Source organism: Acinetobacter bereziniae (assembly GCF_016576965.1).
Classification (GTDB): Bacteria; Pseudomonadota; Gammaproteobacteria; order Pseudomonadales; family Moraxellaceae; genus Acinetobacter; species Acinetobacter bereziniae.
In genome coordinates, this window is the sequence record NZ_CP066119.1 from 465,101 (window position 1) to 484,491 (window position 19,391).

Genomic DNA, 19,391 nt, shown 5'->3' on the forward strand with positions numbered 1-19,391 from the left:
ACTTAGGCTTGAACAACAGTTTTAAACTTAACGTTTAAAACGTGCAAAACGTTTATTAAAGTTGGCAATACGACCTTCATTGCTTGCTTGACGGATTTCACCCGTATAGAAAGGATGAGAAGCACTCGATATATCTAATGTTACATAAGGATATATTTTACCTTCATGTTCTTTGGTATTTGCAGTCTTGATCGTACTGCCAATTACGAAGAATGCATTTGCATTGGTGTCATGGAACAACACTTCACGATACTCTGGATGGATACCTGGACGCATGATTTGATCCTCTCATTATTTTGGCTTAATGAAATATTATAACATAACATATAATTTGTAAAGTCTATTTAAATTTGAGTTCAATCTGTCAGATAAAAATGATTTCATATTGCTGAAAATAAAAAAGAAACCTAAGCAGGAGGAGGGTGCTTAGGTTTCAAATATGGTTTTAATTTAAGATGATTGCCTTAAAATAAAATTAATCACTACCGTGAGAGATAATGATTATTCAATTCGAGTTTTAACGATACATCCCCTGATTCACTCACTGTATAAATGACCTTAGTTATCAACCTTTTCTTAATCTTGCAGTGGAACCAATTCTTCGAAAAGATCATTCAAATTATCATGAACTTTCAGTTGAATCAGATTCCAGTATTGCCCTGAAATGGTACGATTTACCATTAAAGTATCTGGAGATGGCTTAAATACATCCCAGTATTTCAGAGATTTTTTCACCAATTTAATACCATCATGATGGGCTGAGTTTTCAGCAAAATCATAATGTGTCGTCAGTGGGCGTAATAAAACTTCGAGCCATGCTTGATAAAGCTCTTCAGGGAACTCGCTTTTTTCAGCCAATGCATCCAATGCGGTTAAATGCTCTTCAATGCTAGCAATATCTTGTTTTCTCGCAGCTCTGACTAAAGCTTTAAAATGGGTAATGATTTCATTGGATAAGGTTTTTACTCCACCAAAATCATAAATAATCACACTACCATCTTCACGGAAAGCAAAATTGCCTGGGTGTGGATCGCAATGGAAGCGTTTTAAGAAAAAGATCTGTTGACCCAGTGCTAGAATCAAACGACGACCAATTTCATTGCGAATATCTAAGTCCCAAGTGCTTGCAGTTTCAATACTTTCACCTTTTTCAAGGCTTAAGGTCAGGATTCGACGACTTGAGTATTCAGTAAAAACTTTTGGAATAATAATTTTGCTATCCAAAGCCTGATGGAAAGTTCGAAATACTTGTAAATTTTGTGCTTCGATTTCGTAATTCAATTCTTCATGCAGGCTGTCTTGAATTTCTTTAAATAAGCGGTCTTGTAATTTCTTATCAACTTTAAGTACCCCCATAAGACGTAATGCTAGGCGAACTTGTTTTAAATCACTTTCACAGGCTTCATCCACACCTGGGTACTGAACTTTAACCACCACTTCTGTGCCATTTTTCAAAGTTGCTTTATGTACCTGACCAATTGAGGCTGCGGCAAAAGGTTGCTCATCAAAATATAAAAAGGCTTGATCAATGGGTTTGCCAAGCTCTCGTTCGACTTGCTGCTTAATTTCAATAAAGGGCATTGCAGGTGCTTGGCGTTGCAATTTGGCAATGGCACGAGCAACTTCTGGCGGAAAAATATCTTTGTACTGAGAGGCGATTTGCCCAACTTTCATTACAGCACCTTTCATTTCACCTAAGGTGTCTGCGATTTGTACGCCAATATCTTGAAACAGCTTGCTGCGCGCTTCATTTTTCTGCTCTTCATCTGCATTGAAGTTACGAATTGAATTTGATACCGTTTTTGTCGCAATACTTGCAGTCATACTGGCAAGTTTCATAAAGCGGCGACCGGGTGTACTGGTACTTTTCGACATTCGTAATCATCCTTCAGTTTAGATTAGATGTTTCATTTATTTTGATCATAGGCGACTATTGTTAAACTGCCTACTCTAATTTGTTAAGCGTTTGTTTCTGCTTGGCTATTTTTAATATTTAAACTCGTTGGACAGTATAAGCCTGTTTTTGTGTATTTTGGATTAAAATGTTTTCACATATTCATATAGTTGTAGTTGGATGAAAGTTTATCGTTATTTAACGGGCAAAGATGATGTTCACTTTTGTGCAAGGGTGAGCAAAGCGCTTAACGAAGGTTATGCGTTATACGGCGCGCCAACCATGACGTTTAATGGTACGGATGTGATTGTTGGGCAAGCAATCATCAAAGAGGTTGCAGATGTATCGGAAATGTCTGAGAAATTTCAACATGCCTATCAACTTCAATCTGAATAGATGGAAAAATTTAAGTTCATCATGAACTTTATATGATCTGGTCAAGTCACCTGAGGATTTAGACAGATGATGTATTGTTTAGATGATATAACTCAGTTTGAGTTGACTTGATTTAGAAAAAATAATGCTGCTCATAAAACAGCATTATTTAAAATTTTAATTATTAGTTTTGTGCTAAGCGTTTGTTATTGTTATATAAGCGCATAAGTAATAAGACGCAAGCAACCGTTAATCCAATAATTAAACCTGTCCAGACACCCGCCGCACCCATATCAGTATAACGTGCCAAATAGATTCCAATTGGAAAGGCGATGATCCAATAAGCCAGCATCGTGATCCACATGGGTCCTTTGGTATCCTGCATTCCACGTAAACAACCAGCAGCACTCACTTGCCAAGCATCCATGAGCTGATAGCCAATTGCAAATAGAATCAAATAAATGGCAGCTTGAGATACATCATAATCACGCGTATAAACAGAAACGATTTCTGGACGTAATAGCAACAGTAATAACATGGTGGTACAGGCAAATAAGGTACTGGTCATTAATCCAACTTTTTGCACTTTACGCATGGCGAACCAATTTTTTTCACCAAAATAGGTTCCTGTACGAATCGTCAGCGCCAAAGCGAGTGACATTGGGATCATAAACAGCTGAGAGGTGACGGATAAGGCAATTTGATGTGCGGCAACCGTAATCTCTCCCAATGGACTGAGCACAATTGCACCCGTACTAAAAATACTCACTTCAAAGAAAATCGCTAAACCAATCGGTAAACCCAGTTTAAGAATACGCTTGATGAGTACACTGTCCATTTTCTCAAATTTACTCAAGGGTTGAGTCGACTGATAACGCTTTGCTTTGAAAATATAAGTACTGATTGTAATGAACATGAGCCATTGCAATAATGCTGTGGCGAAACCGCACCCCGCGCTCCCTAGATGTGGAATCGGTCCAATACCATACATAAAAATAAAGTTGAGTGGAATTTGCACCACCAGTGCCACGAGGCTAATCACTGTGACAGGACGTGGATAACCTAAAGCTTCAGAATATCCTCGTAAAGTTGAATACATGGTAAAAGCCGGCATACCGAAAGCAATTGCATGTAAAAACAGGCTGGCTTTAGGAAGCAGAGACTCAGGCACACCAACAAGAGGCAAAAGCAATGGAATGATTTGCAAAACCATCATTCCAATCAAGCCAAGTAAGAAAGCAACCCATAACGATTGACGAACAATCGAAGGAATTTTTTCAGGCGTACGTGCGCCGTTGGCTTCAGCAACCAAAGGTGTTGTGGCAATCATGATACCGCTGAACAGCAACATCACTGGAATCCATAATCCAACCCCAACAGCAATTGCGGCGAGATCTTCGGCAGACATATGCCCAGCCATGATGGTATCAATCAATCCAAAGCCTGCGGCAGCAAATTGAGTGATCAAAATCGGCAGCATCAAATGAAAAAGTTGCTTTAATTCAAAGCGGGTAGTCGTGGCTTTTACTGATACAGACACAGGTAATACTCGTTTTAAATGTGCTTAAGAAAAAATAAACTGGTTAGCGTTGTAGAGTGAGAAGCACACCTATAAAAATCACCACGCCACCTATAAGACGTTGCCAGTTGACTGGCACTTTATCTGTACCCAATACACCAAAGTGATCAATGATCATTGATGTGGCGATCTGCCCGAAGATAATCAACCCTGAAAGGGTTAAGAAACCAAGTTTAGGGGCAGTATAAATACTAATACTAATGGCATAAACCCCAAGACAACCCCCTAGCCAGAGATACCAAGGAATCACAGCGAAACTGTGTAGTGTTGGTTTTTGTTCAGACTGGAAGATTACCAAAACTACGAGCAATAGTGTACCCACCAAAAAAGATAAAAGCGCGGCTTGTAAAGGGGAGTAAAGATATTCACGCAGTTGCGTATTGATGGCTGTTTGAAACGCCATAGCAATACCAATGCCCATGGTGAGTGGTAAAAGAAATAACAATTGACTGGATAATTTCATCATTCTTGTTCATCTACTTTTTATTGCGCATATCCAGTCTAAAGCAATTTGATGAGTTGTTCTAATCAGAAGCTAGAAGTCATGTTAAAATTAATTATTCTGTTAGTTGCTTTGAGCTTTTCTTTGACTGCTTTAATCCCTCAAAATATTCCATTATCGCTTTATATCCATATGCCGTGGTGTGTGCGTAAGTGTCCATATTGTGATTTTAATTCGCATGCTGTACCCGACGGAAAATTGTCTTTAGATTTGGAACAGGAATATCTACAGGCATTGGTTGAAGACTTTAAAACGCAAATTGAATTTGCCCAAGGGCGAGAAATTCATAGTGTGTTTATTGGTGGAGGAACGCCGTCACTTATTTCAGCTCAAGGTTATCAATGGTTATTTTCTCAATTAAAAGCCTTACTGCCTTTTGAGCAGGATTGTGAAATTACTTTAGAAGCCAATCCGGGAACAGTTGAACATGATCCTTTTGCAAGTTATTTAGCTGCAGGTATTAATCGATTATCCATAGGCGTGCAAAGTTTTAATACCGAACATTTAAAGAAATTAGGGCGTATTCATTCCAATGATGATGCTGTTTCAGCGATTCGAAATGCTCGAGAAGCAGGTTTTCAACGAGTGAATGTTGACTTGATGCATGGATTACCAGAACAGACCTTGGAACAGGCGTTATACGACTTAAAACTGGCTGTTGAAAATGGTGCGACACATATTTCCTGGTATCAATTAACCATTGAACCCAATACAGTTTTTTTCCGTACACAACCGATTTTGCCAGTCGATGATGTTTTAGAGGCGATACAGGAACAAGGTGAGCAATATCTAAAAGCCAGTGGTTTTATCAATTATGAGGTATCTGCTTGGCGTAAAGAGCAACCATCAGCGCATAATTTGAATTACTGGCAATTTGGTGATTATCTGGCAATTGGTGCAGGAGCACATGGCAAAGTTACTCAAACTGATGGTGTTTACCGCTATCAAAAGACCCGTTTGCCTAAAGACTATTTAGCCAAAGTGCCTGCTGAACATTTGCAGTTTAAACGTATCGAAGATGTTGAGATGCCGTTTGAATTTATGATGAATGCTTTGCGTTTAAATGATGGTGTCGTTGCTGAACTCTATACTGAACGTACAGGTTTGAATCTTGAGGATTTAAATGAGCGAATCAGCCCATTAAAACAGCGTCATTTAATGGTCAATGATGCAACACGCTTGTCCTGTACGGCGCAAGGGCATATATTTTTAAACTCTGTTTTAGAGGCATTTTTATAAATATATTGCTCAAAATAAACAGCAGGAGATATCCAGTTTTGTTATGCTGTGACTGAAAATAAATATTTTAAATCTTTAGGTTATAACAATGAATAAATATCTCATCAGTCTGTTTTTTACCCTAACAGCAATCTCAATTGCTCATGCGAAAAGTGCAGTTCCCCAGTTTCGTGATTATCCTGTGAAATCGGTATATACGGGTAAGACCGCCAAACTGGATATTTCTGATCCAAGAGCCAATATGTTTCGTACTCGACTGAGAGATGCTTTGAAAGAAAAACCAGATTTTGCTGGTGAATATGTCACCACCATGTGGGGATGTGGTGCAAGTTGTAGAATGTATTCTTTCGTCAATAAACGTACAGGGCAACTGTTAGCTGATGGTTTTGGGGGCGAGGCACGAACAGAAGATGTCATCGCAACACGTGCGAATAGTCGTTTATTGGTCACACAAGAAGAACATATGGATCAAAACTATGACGTGGAACAAGTGACTACACGTTTTTATGTGCTTGAAAAAAACGGCTTTAAATTGCTTAAAACCATCGTTGAACCCGTGTCAAAAAATCAAAAATAAGGCAAAACAAGAGATGATTTTTTGGATTCCTGCACAGAATTTTTTAAAAACTTAGCATTTATTTAACCTGAGTTCGATAAAAATCCTTGATGAAAGATGATACAGCCAAACCGCCTGATTATTCATACAAGTGATTTGGATGATTCATTTATTTTGTACTTTTTGAATCATTGATGGTCTTGCGATCGTGAGGCGACATGGATGTCGCCATGTTGAGCGGGGGTATGAGGATGTACCCCTCGCTCAAAGAAAGATTTTTGTCACTTTTCATCTCTGAAAAGTGAGGCATCGCCTACGCAAAAGAATTTAAACTTTAGCATTAAAGCGTGGCAGTGCAAGCTTTAGATCATCAAACAATCTATTGATCGCCTTCATTTTATTGATCAGAGCAATGAAACTATATTGATGGTGGCGCTTACGAAGCTCCGCTACTCATCCAAAATCGGATGAAAATCCAGAAAAAATCCACATAGATTTATTATTTTTCAATGAGTCGAAGATTTAATTGCATCGAATTCACGTTGTTTAGTATGTTTTAGTGCATGGTGGGTGACTAAAAATGCGAAAAAATCAGCTTTCTATTGTTATAAACAAGTAGAAAAGAGGATGAGTTATCGCATATTCCGGCAGAATTTCAATTAACTTTCCTTAAAAATACAAAAGAGCGCCGAAGCGCTCTTTCTATTTTTCTTAGCGAAAACCTACATATTAGTAGTCAAAACTAAAATGTTCAGCTTCAAGTGACATCATGGTCTTAGATGGGTTGACCATCGACTCAGCATGCCCTTGTGCACGCGGTAGCAATTGCTCAAAGTAGAAATCAGCAACTTTGATTTTTGCTTTATAGAACTCAGGAACTTCAGCACCATTTCCTGACGCCAATTTTTCAGAAGCCACGGCTGCTTGTTGTGCCCAGTAATAAGCCATCATTGCATAACCAGAGAACATCAAGAAATCTACAGAAGCAGAAGAAACGATGTCACGGTCTTTACGTGCTGCAAGCATGATACGAACAGTTAAAGCATTCCATTGCGCACAGATTTTAGTTAAATCCCATGCAAAGCGACGCATATATTTATTACGTGCATGTTGACCACAGAACTTCAAGATTTCAGCGGTGTATTCACGAACCACTTTACCTTTAGAAGAAAGCAATACTTTACGCCCGATCAAATCAAGTGCCTGTACGCCAGTTGTACCTTCATACAAGGTTGAAATACGTGCATCACGTGCAATTTGTTCCATGCCATGTTCTTTAATATAACCATGACCACCAAAGACTTGCATCCCGTGATTTGCAGCCTCTAAGCCCATTTCTGTTAAGAAGCCCTTGAGAATTGGCGTATAAAAACCAAGTTTATCGTCATATTCATCAAATTTTGCTTGATCACCTTGCGCCAAAGCATCAGTCATCTTATCAGCCAATTGAGCAGCATGATAAATCATTGAACGACCACCTTCAGCAATTGCCTTTTGGGTCAATAACATGCGACGAACATCAGCATGGTGAATAATTGCATCGGCAACTTTCTCTGGATCTTTTTTACCTGAAAGTGCACGCATAGACATACGATCTTTTGCATAAGGCAGTGCGCCTTGGAATGCTAACTCAGCATGTGCAAGACCTTGAACTGCAGTACCAATACGTGCAGTGTTCATGAAGGTAAACATGGCATGTAAGCCTCTGTTTACTTCACCGATCAAGTAACCTGTTGCAGCATCAAAGTTCAATACCGCAGTTGCTGACGCACGAATCCCCATTTTGTGTTCGATTGAACCACAAGTCACTGGGTTGCGTTCACCAATACCGCCATCTACCGTTGGGATAAATTTTGGTACGATAAATAATGAAATCCCTTTTGTGCCAGCAGGTGCATCTGGTAAGCGCGCAAGTACGATATGAATGATATTTTCAGTCAGATCATGTTCACCCGCAGAGATAAAGATTTTTGTACCAGTGATGGCATAAGTTCCATCTTCTTTTGGCTCTGCTTTGGTTTTAACTTGTCCTAAGTCTGTACCACATTGTGGTTCAGTCAAACACATCGTACCTGACCAAGTCCCAGCAGTAAGATGTGGCATGTAGGTTGCTTTTTGTTCATCCGTACCAAATTGCATGATGGTGTTCATACAGCCCATGCTTAAACCTGGGTACATCGTGAATGACCAGTTTGCAGTTCCCATCATTTCCGATTTAATCAGATTTAAAGACATTGGTAAGCCCTGACCACCAAACTCTTCTGGGTACGACAAACCTTGCCAACCACCTTGAACGAATTGATCGTAAGCTTCTTTAAATCCTTTTGGTGTAGTGACTTCACCTTCTTTAAAGTGGCAACCTTCTTCATCGCCAGACTGATTCAAAGGAGAGAGCACATTTTCACAAAAATCTGCTGCACCTTCTAAAATCATATCAATCGTATCAGCATCGGCATTTTCGCCAATTGATAATGTTTTATAGTGCCCAGAATAGTCAAAAACTTCGTTGATTAAAAAACGAATATCACGGAGCGGCGCTTTATATGCTGGCATGTATTTAATCCTAATTTAGAAATAGTTTTGGATATTCAATCGATAGTTTCATTATTCATAATCATATGAGAAATACATTGATAAGACTCTCTAAAAGAATTGTCAGAAATGCGAATTTGGTAGAAAAAGTACATGCGAATCTGTTGGTTTTTTGATAGTATTGAACAGTTTGTTTTTGTAGTTTCATTGCTATTTTTAGTATCTTTATAATATTGAAGTGAGTCAATCTCTCATGCATTTAAAAAAATTAACATTATGTCTTTTAGGTTTGAGTTTGTCGGCATGTTCAACACATGTGATTAAAAGTAATGCTTTAAATGCAGATCAAGACGCTCCTCAACGTGCAATTCAAGGGTTTAATGCGCTGTATGAATATCCTAATTTTGATTATCGTGGGCAATTTCAAGTTCATTTAGATCGCCCACAGAAAGATCAAAATCTAAAGTCTACGGATTCAAAGCAACTAGATCCTGCCATTGAAAAAAAGGTCAATCAGTATTTAAAAGATCAAAAAATTAAACTGACAGATATACAGAAAAAAGAACTTTATCAAGCGATTGCGAAACAGGATTCAAACTATATCAGTCGTTTTGTCGGCATGGGAGCAGATGTTGTTCAAAATATTGTCAATGATTTGCAAATTCGATACGACGGAACAGTGAATTATCGCCAAAAAATGGCATCGTTTAATTTAGAAACACAATACAAAAAGCCAAATTTATCTGTGGAAATGCGTATTCCTACAGTTTTGGATATGAATAATTATAAATTCTATACCCATATTTTTTCGATCATGCCTTATTTGGCAAATTCTCAAGATCAAGACAAATATGCGTATTATGATTTTTCAAAATATAAAGATGATATTAACAAGGTGAATGGCAAAGCCTTGATCGAGTTGCTTAAACAGTCGGGTGCAACTTCATATTTAATTGCCCCGCCTCATCAAATTCAAAATCTTGCAGTGAGTTCTGCGGACAAGCAAGCAGGAATCGTTGAAAAAATTCGCTTAAATACATCAGTAGAAGAAATGTTCTTACAAGGGCAATTATACTCTACAGTGAATCGTCAATATTTGATGAATTCAGTGTTTGGATTGAATCAATCTAATATTGCAAAAATCCTAGGACCGAGTAGCGACAGTCAGGTAAGTGATGAGGCTTATGAAGCTGCTCAGGAAGCGATGAAAGCTGCAGATGAAGCGGTAGCAGGCATCACATCGAGTGATGATAGTGCCAATGATGCATCAAGCGCAATGTATGAACTTTACAATGCCGTCAATCGTAAGTCTCATGAAAGTTTAGAGGAAGAAGTAGAAGCAGGGGATGCATCGCAAGCAGCATATGATGCGGAACAAGCAGCACGTGCTGCTGTAGAAGATGACGGAGACGATGCGACTGCTGATCAAGAGCGTGATTCTGAAAATGAGACTGTTGAAGCTGCAGCAGACGGCAATACGACAAAAATCTTAACTGAGCAACAATGTGAAGATTTGTCCAAAGCTAAAACAAATCCTCGTTTTGGTGATGTGGAGTATTGTCAATATCATTACGAAATAGACGTCTTAAAAGGTGAGCAACAAAAAGAATCCTCATCAGATACTGCGTTGAGAGAGAAAAATAAGACTGCATTGGTCAGCACATTTAATGGCTATGCGAAAGATCAGTTGGTCGATGCGCAACAATTTAAACAATTGTGGAATCAACATCTCACTGAGATTGAAAGCAGTTTGCCAGCTCCAGACAAACGTAACCCACTGATCGTTGATTTGTCATTGGACAATAAAGGACGAGCAGTTAAAGCAGATTATGATATGGGCTTAGATTTAGATACCTTAAATCGTAAGTTAAACATTAAAATGGACATGCAATTCCTTAATTATGGCAATGCAAGCAAGATTGATCAAAATGTTCTCAAACAGGCGAAACCTTTTAAAGAGATCTTTAAAGGCAGCATTATGCAACAAGCTGTAGGAGGCATTGCAGGTTCAGAACGTAGTGATGAGCAAAAATACTTAAGTTTAGATGAACGTTTAGCGCTATTGGCAGAACAAGTATTTACACAAACTGGGTCTTATGAAAAAACTTATAAAGCAGTGTTTATTGCAAAATTGACTGCGCAAAAACCTGAATTGATCAAGCAATATTCTGTTCAAGATTTACAAGAGATTGCTGCGATTTATGCATATGCATATTCTGATGAAGAGATCTACAATCCAAAAGGTCAGGCTTTAAAACAAATTCAAGCACTTCAGAAAAAGCATCATTTAGAAGATGATCATCAGTATGATGATGAACTTGGAAATGATGTAGATGAGATTGTTGCTAAAATCTGGAAAGCTAAACAAAGTACTTTAGAGGTGCAGGGTTTAGTTAAAAAATATAAAACAACCGAAGCTGTGTTTGCACAATATTACATGCAGAAGTTTGAAGCAGAAAATGAGATTGAAAAGTCTCAGCGTGGAGAGTTTATAAAAACAGCAAAAGTTTTAGCAAAATCTTATGTTGCATTTAAAAATAATAAGTTTAATGATCAAGTCGTATCGACATTGAATGTTGATTCTAATGAATTTATTGATTATGACTTATTCAAGCAAGCTTATCAGGCATTGAGTGATGCCAAGTTAAAGTAATTGTCTTGTAGCGATTGATAAAAAAGAACCTCAATAGAGGTTCTTTTTTTGATGCTTATTCTGTCCTAGATAAGCATTCTACAGAGCTTATACATCAGTATACATTCAGAGAAAATCTTTTAGATTTGGACGGACACCATTCCAGATATAAAATGCCTCTATTGCTTGCCCAACCAACATACCAAAACCTTCCGAGCTTGGAACTTGACGTGCTTTGGCTTGTTCAATAAAACTTGATGCTTTGCCATATGCCATTTCATATGCATGATTAAATGTTAATGTTTCAGGGAGTATAAGGGCGTCACCACTTAGGCTTGCTGAGGTCGCATTGATAACAAGATCAAATTGCCCCTGTAATGCTGTTAAGCTACAAGCCATCAGCTGTGCTTCAGGCACGCTGTCTGCTAAGTCTGCAACCAATTGTTCAGCACGAGCAAGTGTACGGTTGGCGATCACGATTTTTTTTACCCCTGCTTTTACCAACGGATAGATCACACCTCGAGTTGCACCTCCTGCACCAATAATCAGCAAGTCTGCATCCTTTAAGTCCCAATCCAAAGCTTTAATGGCATCGACCAGACCTTGACCATCTGTATTGTCTCCATGTAGCTCACCATTTTCCATCCATAGCGTGTTTACAGCTTTGGCAATTTTTGCGCGTTCAGTAAGTTGCGTGCACATGGCAAAAGCTTGTTCTTTAAAAGGAACTGTGACATTGATTCCTACGCCATTTTGAGAGAAAAACTCATGCACACTGCTTTCAAAACCATCTAGTGGGGCTAGACGTCTGCTGTAATTCAGATCAATACCTGTTTTCTTTGCAAAAGCATGATGTAACTCAGGAGAACGAGAATGTTCAATCGGATTGCCAATGACTGCGAATTGTTTGCTCATGTCCAATGTCCAAGTATTGATAATATTGATTTTTAAGGCGTGGCAACAATATACGGGAAAACGTTGAAGACAACAAAAAGTATCTTGGCGTACTTTGGGATTAAATCGTTATATTTTGATTGTTAAGATTTAAAAAAAAAGAGAAATTATTTTTGAATTATGGATTACATACAGATTCTAGAAAATCGAGAAAAATCATCGCAAAAACGACAACAAAACCAATCGATAAAACAACACTGGAAGTAATTGAAATACTATCCGATAAATCATTGGTAGAGATGATTGTGGTTGAAACAGAACACACCAGTAAAAACAGAATGCCTACTGAAAGTGTAAGTTTATGATTTTCTAATAAATTCCTCATATCAACCTCTCGCGTTAACTGCTATAATCTTCTGATATTCAATATAAATTTATCGAAAAAATTAAGGAAATTTTAAGTCTGCTATAGTAGCCGAGTTTAAGGTTAATTTAAATTAAAAAAGCTGCGTTATTGTGAATCATTCTCATCTTAATTGTGAGTAAATCTTTCAAAACTTATTTTGATGAAGCATAAAAAAGCTACCTCATGTGACTGGGTAGCTTTTTTTAATTGTTTTAGGTCATTTGAGTATAGATAACCAATCATGAGGTTTTAAATAATATTCGGTTAATTGTTTTTCTGGGCTCTGTTCGTCCCATTCAGGACGATAAGACCATGCCGCAAGCGGTGGCATACTGACTAAAATAGATTCAATGCGCCCCCCCGTTTGTAAACCAAATAAAGTGCCTCGGTCATAGACGAGGTTGTACTCAACATAACGACCACGACGATACAACTGGAAATCTCGTTGGGCTTCGGTATAGGGTTTATCTTGATTGCGTTGAAAAATAGGCAAGATGGCTTTTAAATAACCGTTACCCACAGCTTGCATATATTCAAAGCATTTTTCAAAATCCCACTGATTTAAATCATCAAAAAACAAGCCACCAACACCACGTTGTTCATCTCGATGTTTTAAATAGAAATAATCATCACACCATTGCTTATGTTCTGTATAGACTTCTTCTCCAAAGGGTTTGCATAAATCAAATGCGCTTTGATGCCAACTCAATACGTCTTCTTGATTGGGATAAAATGGTGTCAGATCAAAACCACCTCCAAACCACCAAATTGGCTCTTGACCTTCGGGTTCAGCGACGAATAAGCGAACATTGGCATGAGAGGTCGGAACATTTGGATTTTTGGGATGAATCACCAAGGATACGCCTAATGCTTGAGCTTTAGCTCCTGCTATAGCAGGATGGCGCTCAGTCGCAGAAGCAGGTAGTTTTGAAATATTGATGTGCGAGAACATCACACCACCTTTTTCGATTACTGTCCCATTCTGTAAAACGCGGGAACGACCACCGCCACCCTCAGGTCGTTGCCAGTCATCTACTTCAAATTTTGCAGTCCCTTGACCTAATTGTTCTTGTTGTTCCAAAGCTGAACAAATTCGCGCTTGTAAATCGACAAGAAACGTACGAACACGTTGAATATCTTCAGAGGTTGGGTTTTGCATGACGATCCTCAAAGGCGCACAAAATGATTTTATACATCAAAGCATAAAACCATTAAAAAAGAAAACCATTGAAAAAAGAAGATGTTTTTTTGAATACTTTTGCTACTGGATTCAATGCATAAGAATATTATTGACTGTTTCAAGTCTTTTACAAAAAATCCCGAGCAATTCGCTAGGTTGAAATCTATGTTTAAGCTCAGCACAATGGATTGAGGATAGAGGCACTCGTGTGCATTTATAGGTTTGTAAATCTTAATATGGTACTGAGCAGTAAATATGAGTTGTTCTTTAATTCAGAAATATAATGTGGCTGGTCCACGTTATACCAGTTATCCAACAGTTCCGTATTGGGATGAAAGTTCTTTTTCATTGCAACAATGGAAACAGACCCTAAAGCGTTCTTTTGACGAGTCTAATCAAAGTGAGGGCATTAGCTTATATATCCATTTACCGTTTTGTGAGAGTTTATGTACTTTCTGTGGATGTCATAAGAAAGTGACCAAACGGCATGAAATGGAGCAACCTTATATCCAAGCCGTTTTAAAAGAGTGGGATTTGTATTGTCAATTACTTCAAGAAAAACCCATCATTAAAGAAATTCATTTGGGTGGTGGTACACCGACTTTTTTTTCAATAGAGCATTTACAACAGCTTATTCAAGGTGTCTTAGCCAAAGCTGATATTGCGAAAGACTATGAATTTAGTTTTGAGGGACATCCAAATAATACAACACGTGCGCATTTGCAAGCATTGTATGATCTCGGATTCCGCCGCGTAAGCTATGGTGTGCAAGACTATAACGATACTGTTCAAAAAGCCATTCACCGTATTCAACCTTTTGAGCAGGTTGCCAATGTCACACAGTGGGCGCGTGAGATTGGCTATCGTTCAATTTCACATGATCTGGTTTTTGGTTTGCCTTTTCAAAATCTAAATGATGTTTTGAAAACAATTGATTTAACCAACAGTCTTATGCCAGATCGTTTGGCTTTTTATAGCTATGCGCATGTACCTTGGATTAAGGGGAATGGACAGCGTGGTTTTAAAGATCAAGATGTTCCAAAAGATGATGTGAAGCGAACCTTGTATGAAGCGGGTAAAAAGCAACTCTTAGCGCATGGTTATCATGAAATTGGCATGGATCATTTTGCCTTAGCACAAGATGGTATGTATCAATCTTTTCAGGCGGGTACACTGCATCGCAACTTTATGGGCTATACATCGTCAAAAACACAACTCATGATTGGTCTTGGAATATCTTCGATCAGTGATAGCTGGTATAGCTTTGCTCAGAATGAAAAAGACCTGGAAGCATACTATGCGTGTCTAGACCGTGATGAAATTCCTGTCGTAAAAGGTCATGTACTGAGTGCTGAAGACTTGAAAATTCGTCAGCATATTTTAAATTTAATGTGTACTTTTCAGACATCATGGGCTGAGCCGTCTATGGATTTCACAGAACGAGCTCAGGTTATCGAGCAACTTATCGAGATGCAACAGGATGGTTTGCTGACAATTGAAACAGATCGAATTGTGATTACTGAACAAGGCAAGCCTTTTGTTCGTAATATTTGTATGGCTTTTGATTTGCATTTAAAACGAAGAAAGCCTGAAACACAGATTTTCTCAATGACAATTTGATGAAAACTTAATGCCTTTGTTTTAATCATTCTCAATCTTTATGATGGCTCTATTCTGAGCTAAAACATCCTGAGCTAAAACGGCTTTAAACGTTAGAGGAGGTATAGTGCATACCTCCGACTATTAAGCAGACGATGGTTTTTATCACTGCGTTTAGCAATTTCTCAAAAACATACTTGCAACGAATCAGTGATTAAAAATCATCTTTCTCATACATATGAGACATACGATCGTGTTTGGTTTTTAAATAATCTTCATTGAATTTATTTAAGCCAACAGTTAAAGGAACACGATCAACAACGTCTATACCCAAATCTGTTAGCGCTTTTAGTTTTAACGGATTATTGGTGATTAACTTGACTTGTTTAACCTGTAAATGATCCAACATGATGCTACACATGTCATATTGGCGAGCATCAGCAGGGAGGTTTAACAATAAATTGGCATCTACAGTATCATGACCTTGGTCTTGTAAAGCATATGCACGAATTTTATTGGTTAAACCAATTCCGCGACCTTCTTGGCGTAAATATAAAATTACACCTTGACCTGCCTCATTCATCATTTTCATGGTGTTATGTAACTGTGGACCACAGTCACATTTCAATGAGCCAAATGCATCACCAGTTAAGCATTCGGAATGAATGCGAACTAAAACAGGATGTGTGGGAGCGATTTCTAAACCCTTAGAAAGAGCAACATGCTCTTCGCCTGTCAACGGATCTTGAAATACAGAAATTTTAAAATCACCATAAGCGGTGGGTAATTTTGAAGTGGCAACAAACTCTATTGACACAGAATCTTCCATCTATTTGTTTAGAAATTAGCTAAAGTATAGCGTAATGCTTGGACATTGGTAGAATTGAAAAGCATGTTTTTATAGATAACTTTGCGATAAAAAATTCTTTTTTGTATAAAGCGCACGATAATAGTTGATATATAGATAGATTATTCATGATAATTGACACCAAGAGCACACTTGCTGACTTGGAAGTCTCCAATGACGCATCATTATAAATGTGGCTGATCGAATGTGATATGATTTGTTTTCACAATCATGCTAACCCGTGTACCTAGCTTAGATTTGCCAGGCTTTAGAAGGCTTTGCCACATATGTTGTATACCGAAATACCTAATCAACGTCCTGTTACGCCATTGTTGGATGAAGTAGACCATCCTCAACAATTACGTCAGCTTGAGCAAAGCCAATTGGTGCAGGTCGCAGACGAATTGCGTCAATTCATTTTGTATGCTGCTGGACAAAGTGGCGGGCATTTTGGGGCAAACCTCGGCGTTATTGAACTCACTGTCGCTTTACATTATTGCTTTGAAACACCTAAAGATCGTCTAGTTTGGGATGTGGGGCATCAAGCTTACCCACACAAAGCATTGACTGGTCGTCGTGAACAATTAACCACGATTCGTTCCAAAAATGGTTTGGCTGCTTTCCCTGCACGAGAAGAATCAGAGTTTGACACTTTTGGTGTTGGTCACTCTTCAACTGCGATTTCAGCGGGCTTAGGTATGGCGTTAGCACGTCGTTATCAAAAAGATCCTTGTGAAGTCGTGGCGATTGTGGGGGATGGTGCGATGACGGCAGGTATGGCTTTTGAAGCCATGAATGATGCTGTTGCACACAATGCTGATTTGATTGTGGTACTGAATGACAATGATATGTCTATTTCGTGTAGCACAGGCGGTTTTGCAAAGCATTTGGCTGCAATTTGGGAACAAGGGCAATTCATCAATATTGATGAAGAGGGGCAAGCTTTTGTTCAAGACTGTCCAGAGTGGGACTACAATTCTCGTTTACACCAGTCAGCAACAGATGCAGCCGATAATTTATTTAAAGCAATTGGCTTTGATTATTTTGGTCCATTTGATGGTCACGATGTTGAGCAGTTGGTACAAGTATTCAATGCATTGAAAAAACGTAAAGGTCCACGTTTAATCCATGTATATACGGTAAAAGGTAAAGGTTTTGCACCTGCCGAAGCTGATCAAATCAAATATCATGCGATCGGTAAAACGCATGCTTCGCCTGCTAAAAATTCAGCGCCGAAATATTCAGATGTATTTGGGCAATGGTTATGTGATGAAGCCAAACAAGATCAACGATTGTTAGCGATCACACCAGCGATGTGTGAAGGTTCGGGGATGGTGCAGTTTGCCAAACAATTCCCAGAACGCTACTTTGATGTCGCGATTGCAGAGCAACATGCAGTCACTTTAGCAGCAGGTATGGCTTGTGAAGGCTTAAAACCTGTTGTTGCAATTTATTCGACCTTCTTGCAACGTGGTTATGATCAATTGATACATGATGTTGCTTTGCAAAATCTCGATGTAACCTTTGGTATTGATCGTGCGGGATTGGTTGGAGAAGATGGACCGACTCATGCTGGCGCTTATGATTATGCTTATATGCGTACAGTACCGAATATGGTGATCATGGCACCAAAAGACGAAAACGAATGTCGTCAGATGTTGCACACTGCCTATTTATATCCAGGTCCTACGGCTGTGCGTTATCCACGAGGAAATGGTTTAGGGGTTGAAATCCAGCAACAACTGACTGAGCTTGAAATTGGTCAAGCCGAATTATTATTAGAACTCAATACTGAACATGATGAAGGTATGAGTATTTTAGCATTTGGTAGTCGTGTCCAGCCTGCCTTGGAGGCAGCTAAACAGCTTGCTCAACAACTGGATATTGCCGTTCGTGTGGTGAATATGCGTTTTGTTAAACCACTAGATGAGCAGATCATTCGTGATTTGGTGGATAAAACCAGTTTATTTGTTACCGTGGAAGAACACGCTGTCATGGCAGGTGCAGGAAGTGCGGTGAATGAATTTTTAGCACATGCTCAAATCATAAAACCGATTTTAAACTTAGGTTTACCTGATGAGTTTCTGGCTCAAGCAACTCATACTGAAATGCTTCAAGACTGTGGTCTAGATGCGGATGGCATCAAAAACTCAATTCAGCAGACATGGTTGAAACTTGTTCAACATGTTTAAATGACTGTAAAAACTCAATATGTAAAATTTTAGAAACAAAATTTCCCAAAAAGCGCAGATATTTGTTAAAATGCCTGCGCTTTTATGCATTATTCTTTATCAGTATCTTCAAATTTGTAGTGGGTGTTCAATGGAACCTATGGTGGTGATGGCTGCGCGTGCGGCTCAATTAGTTGGTCAAGAGCTTTTAAAAGCGCATCAAAATCGTCATAAACTCGATCTACAAGTCGAAGAAAAAGGGATTGATGGTCCTGTGACTCGTGTAGACCGTTACATTGAGCAACTTACCATTGATACACTTCGTAAAAGTTATAAAAATCACAGCTTCCTTGGTGAAGAATTTGGTCTACAAGAAGGTAAAGGTCACGATGCCGATTGGTGTTGGGTGATCGATCCACTTGATGGCACTTTAAACTTTATCAATGGTTTTCCACATTTCTGTGTATCTATTGCAGTTCAACATAAAGGTGTAACTCAACACGGTGTTATTTATGACCCTGTAAAAGATGAGTTATTCTCAGCAAGCCGTGGTCGCGGTGCTATGTTGAATCAACGCCGTATTCGCGTAAATGTTAAAGACAGCCTTGAAAATACTTTTGTTGGTGTAGGACATGCTTATCGTGCAAAACGTAACGGTGAAATTGTTTCTTATGCAAAAAATCACTTTGAATCTTTGTTAAATGTCACTGAAGCTGGCGCACAATATCGTCGTGCAGGTTCTGCTGCATTAGATTTGGCTTATGTTGCTGCTGGTCGTTTAGATGCTTATTTTGAACTTGGTTTAAAGCCTTGGGATATTGCGGCAGGTGAATTGATTGTGAAAGAAGCGGGCGGTACAGTTGTTGATGCTCGTGGTGGTTCAGAATCAATGGAAAATGGTCAAGTTATCGCTTGTTCTATGAAGTTGTTAAAACCATTGATGCAACAAGTTGTTCCAGCATGGGGCGAAGCTGCGAAATAATTT

General features: G+C 38.7%; 16 protein-coding genes. 7 read left to right on the plus strand and 9 right to left on the minus strand.

All coding sequences use genetic code 11. The annotated features are described in order from the left end of the window. Window positions 1-27 precede the first annotated feature (27 nt). Window positions 28-276 carry a type B 50S ribosomal protein L31 gene (locus tag I9192_RS02110; protein ID WP_005034202.1) on the minus strand — a complete coding sequence of 83 codons (249 nt, stop codon included), beginning with the start codon at window positions 274-276 and terminating at the stop codon, window positions 28-30. Between the two features lie 300 nt (window positions 277-576). Beyond that, window positions 577-1,875, minus strand: coding sequence for an ABC1 kinase family protein (locus I9192_RS02115; protein ID WP_005034200.1), 1,299 nt, complete (start codon window positions 1,873-1,875; stop codon window positions 577-579). Window positions 1,876-2,074: 199 nt separating this feature from the next. On the opposite strand from I9192_RS02115, the gene I9192_RS02120 reads away from it, so the two are divergent. Further along, entirely contained in the window at window positions 2,075-2,290 is a 216-nt protein-coding gene (locus I9192_RS02120) for a DUF1737 domain-containing protein (protein ID WP_005034198.1), read from the plus strand. Window positions 2,291-2,453: 163 nt separating this feature from the next. On the opposite strand, the gene I9192_RS02125 is transcribed toward I9192_RS02120, so the two are convergent. Together I9192_RS02125 and I9192_RS02130 are read right to left on the minus strand one after the other, a co-directional pair. Beyond that, the gene (locus tag I9192_RS02125) at window positions 2,454-3,809 is read right to left on the minus strand and encodes an MATE family efflux transporter (RefSeq protein ID WP_004825259.1); all 1,356 of its coding nucleotides are present in this window, start codon (window positions 3,807-3,809) and stop codon (window positions 2,454-2,456) included. Window positions 3,810-3,852: 43 nt separating this feature from the next. Continuing rightward, window positions 3,853-4,314 (minus strand): DMT family transporter, encoded by a 462-nt coding sequence (locus I9192_RS02130; RefSeq protein ID WP_005034196.1) that lies wholly within the window; start codon window positions 4,312-4,314, stop codon window positions 3,853-3,855. A 78-nt stretch (window positions 4,315-4,392) separates the two neighbouring features. On the opposite strand from I9192_RS02130, the gene hemW reads away from it, so the two are divergent. Further along, on the plus strand, window positions 4,393-5,589 hold the full coding sequence (hemW, locus tag I9192_RS02135) for a radical SAM family heme chaperone HemW (protein ID WP_005034189.1): 1,197 nt from the start codon (window positions 4,393-4,395) through the stop codon (window positions 5,587-5,589). 88 nt (window positions 5,590-5,677) lie between these two features. Continuing rightward, window positions 5,678-6,166, plus strand: a complete 489-nt coding sequence (locus I9192_RS02140; protein ID WP_151801126.1) for a hypothetical protein — start codon at window positions 5,678-5,680, stop codon at window positions 6,164-6,166. A gap of 708 nt (window positions 6,167-6,874) precedes the next feature. On the opposite strand, the gene I9192_RS02145 is transcribed toward I9192_RS02140, so the two are convergent. After that, a complete protein-coding gene (locus tag I9192_RS02145; RefSeq protein WP_004825249.1) occupies window positions 6,875-8,698 on the minus strand; it encodes an acyl-CoA dehydrogenase C-terminal domain-containing protein in 1,824 nt (607 codons plus the stop codon). Window positions 8,699-8,930: 232 nt separating this feature from the next. Between I9192_RS02145 and I9192_RS02150 the strand changes: the two genes are divergently transcribed. Next, window positions 8,931-11,330, plus strand: coding sequence for a hypothetical protein (locus tag I9192_RS02150; RefSeq protein ID WP_200150085.1), 2,400 nt, complete (start codon window positions 8,931-8,933; stop codon window positions 11,328-11,330). A 105-nt stretch (window positions 11,331-11,435) separates the two neighbouring features. Here I9192_RS02150 and aroE read toward each other — a convergent pair whose 3' ends face one another. From aroE to hemF, 3 genes are all read right to left on the minus strand, one after another. Beyond that, window positions 11,436-12,224, minus strand: a complete 789-nt coding sequence (gene aroE / locus I9192_RS02155) for a shikimate dehydrogenase (protein ID WP_005034179.1) — start codon at window positions 12,222-12,224, stop codon at window positions 11,436-11,438. A 157-nt stretch (window positions 12,225-12,381) separates the two neighbouring features. Then, entirely contained in the window at window positions 12,382-12,588 is a 207-nt protein-coding gene (locus tag I9192_RS02160) for a hypothetical protein (protein ID WP_004825243.1), read from the minus strand. A gap of 238 nt (window positions 12,589-12,826) precedes the next feature. Beyond that, the gene (gene hemF / locus I9192_RS02165; RefSeq protein WP_005034177.1) at window positions 12,827-13,768 is read right to left on the minus strand and encodes an oxygen-dependent coproporphyrinogen oxidase; all 942 of its coding nucleotides are present in this window, start codon (window positions 13,766-13,768) and stop codon (window positions 12,827-12,829) included. Between the two features lie 276 nt (window positions 13,769-14,044). On the opposite strand from hemF, the gene hemN reads away from it, so the two are divergent. Next, a complete protein-coding gene (gene hemN / locus I9192_RS02170) occupies window positions 14,045-15,409 on the plus strand; it encodes an oxygen-independent coproporphyrinogen III oxidase (protein ID WP_009586028.1) in 1,365 nt (454 codons plus the stop codon). Window positions 15,410-15,602: 193 nt separating this feature from the next. On the opposite strand, the gene ribA is transcribed toward hemN, so the two are convergent. After that, the gene (gene ribA, locus I9192_RS02175) at window positions 15,603-16,205 is read right to left on the minus strand and encodes a GTP cyclohydrolase II (RefSeq protein WP_010590772.1); all 603 of its coding nucleotides are present in this window, start codon (window positions 16,203-16,205) and stop codon (window positions 15,603-15,605) included. Window positions 16,206-16,522: 317 nt separating this feature from the next. On the opposite strand from ribA, the gene dxs reads away from it, so the two are divergent. Together dxs and I9192_RS02185 are read left to right on the plus strand one after the other, a co-directional pair. Further along, window positions 16,523-18,427 carry a 1-deoxy-D-xylulose-5-phosphate synthase gene (gene dxs, locus I9192_RS02180; protein ID WP_005034172.1) on the plus strand — a complete coding sequence of 635 codons (1,905 nt, stop codon included), beginning with the start codon at window positions 16,523-16,525 and terminating at the stop codon, window positions 18,425-18,427. Window positions 18,428-18,557: 130 nt separating this feature from the next. After that, window positions 18,558-19,388 (plus strand): inositol monophosphatase family protein, encoded by an 831-nt coding sequence (locus I9192_RS02185; RefSeq protein ID WP_004825232.1) that lies wholly within the window; start codon window positions 18,558-18,560, stop codon window positions 19,386-19,388. Window positions 19,389-19,391 lie beyond the last annotated feature (3 nt).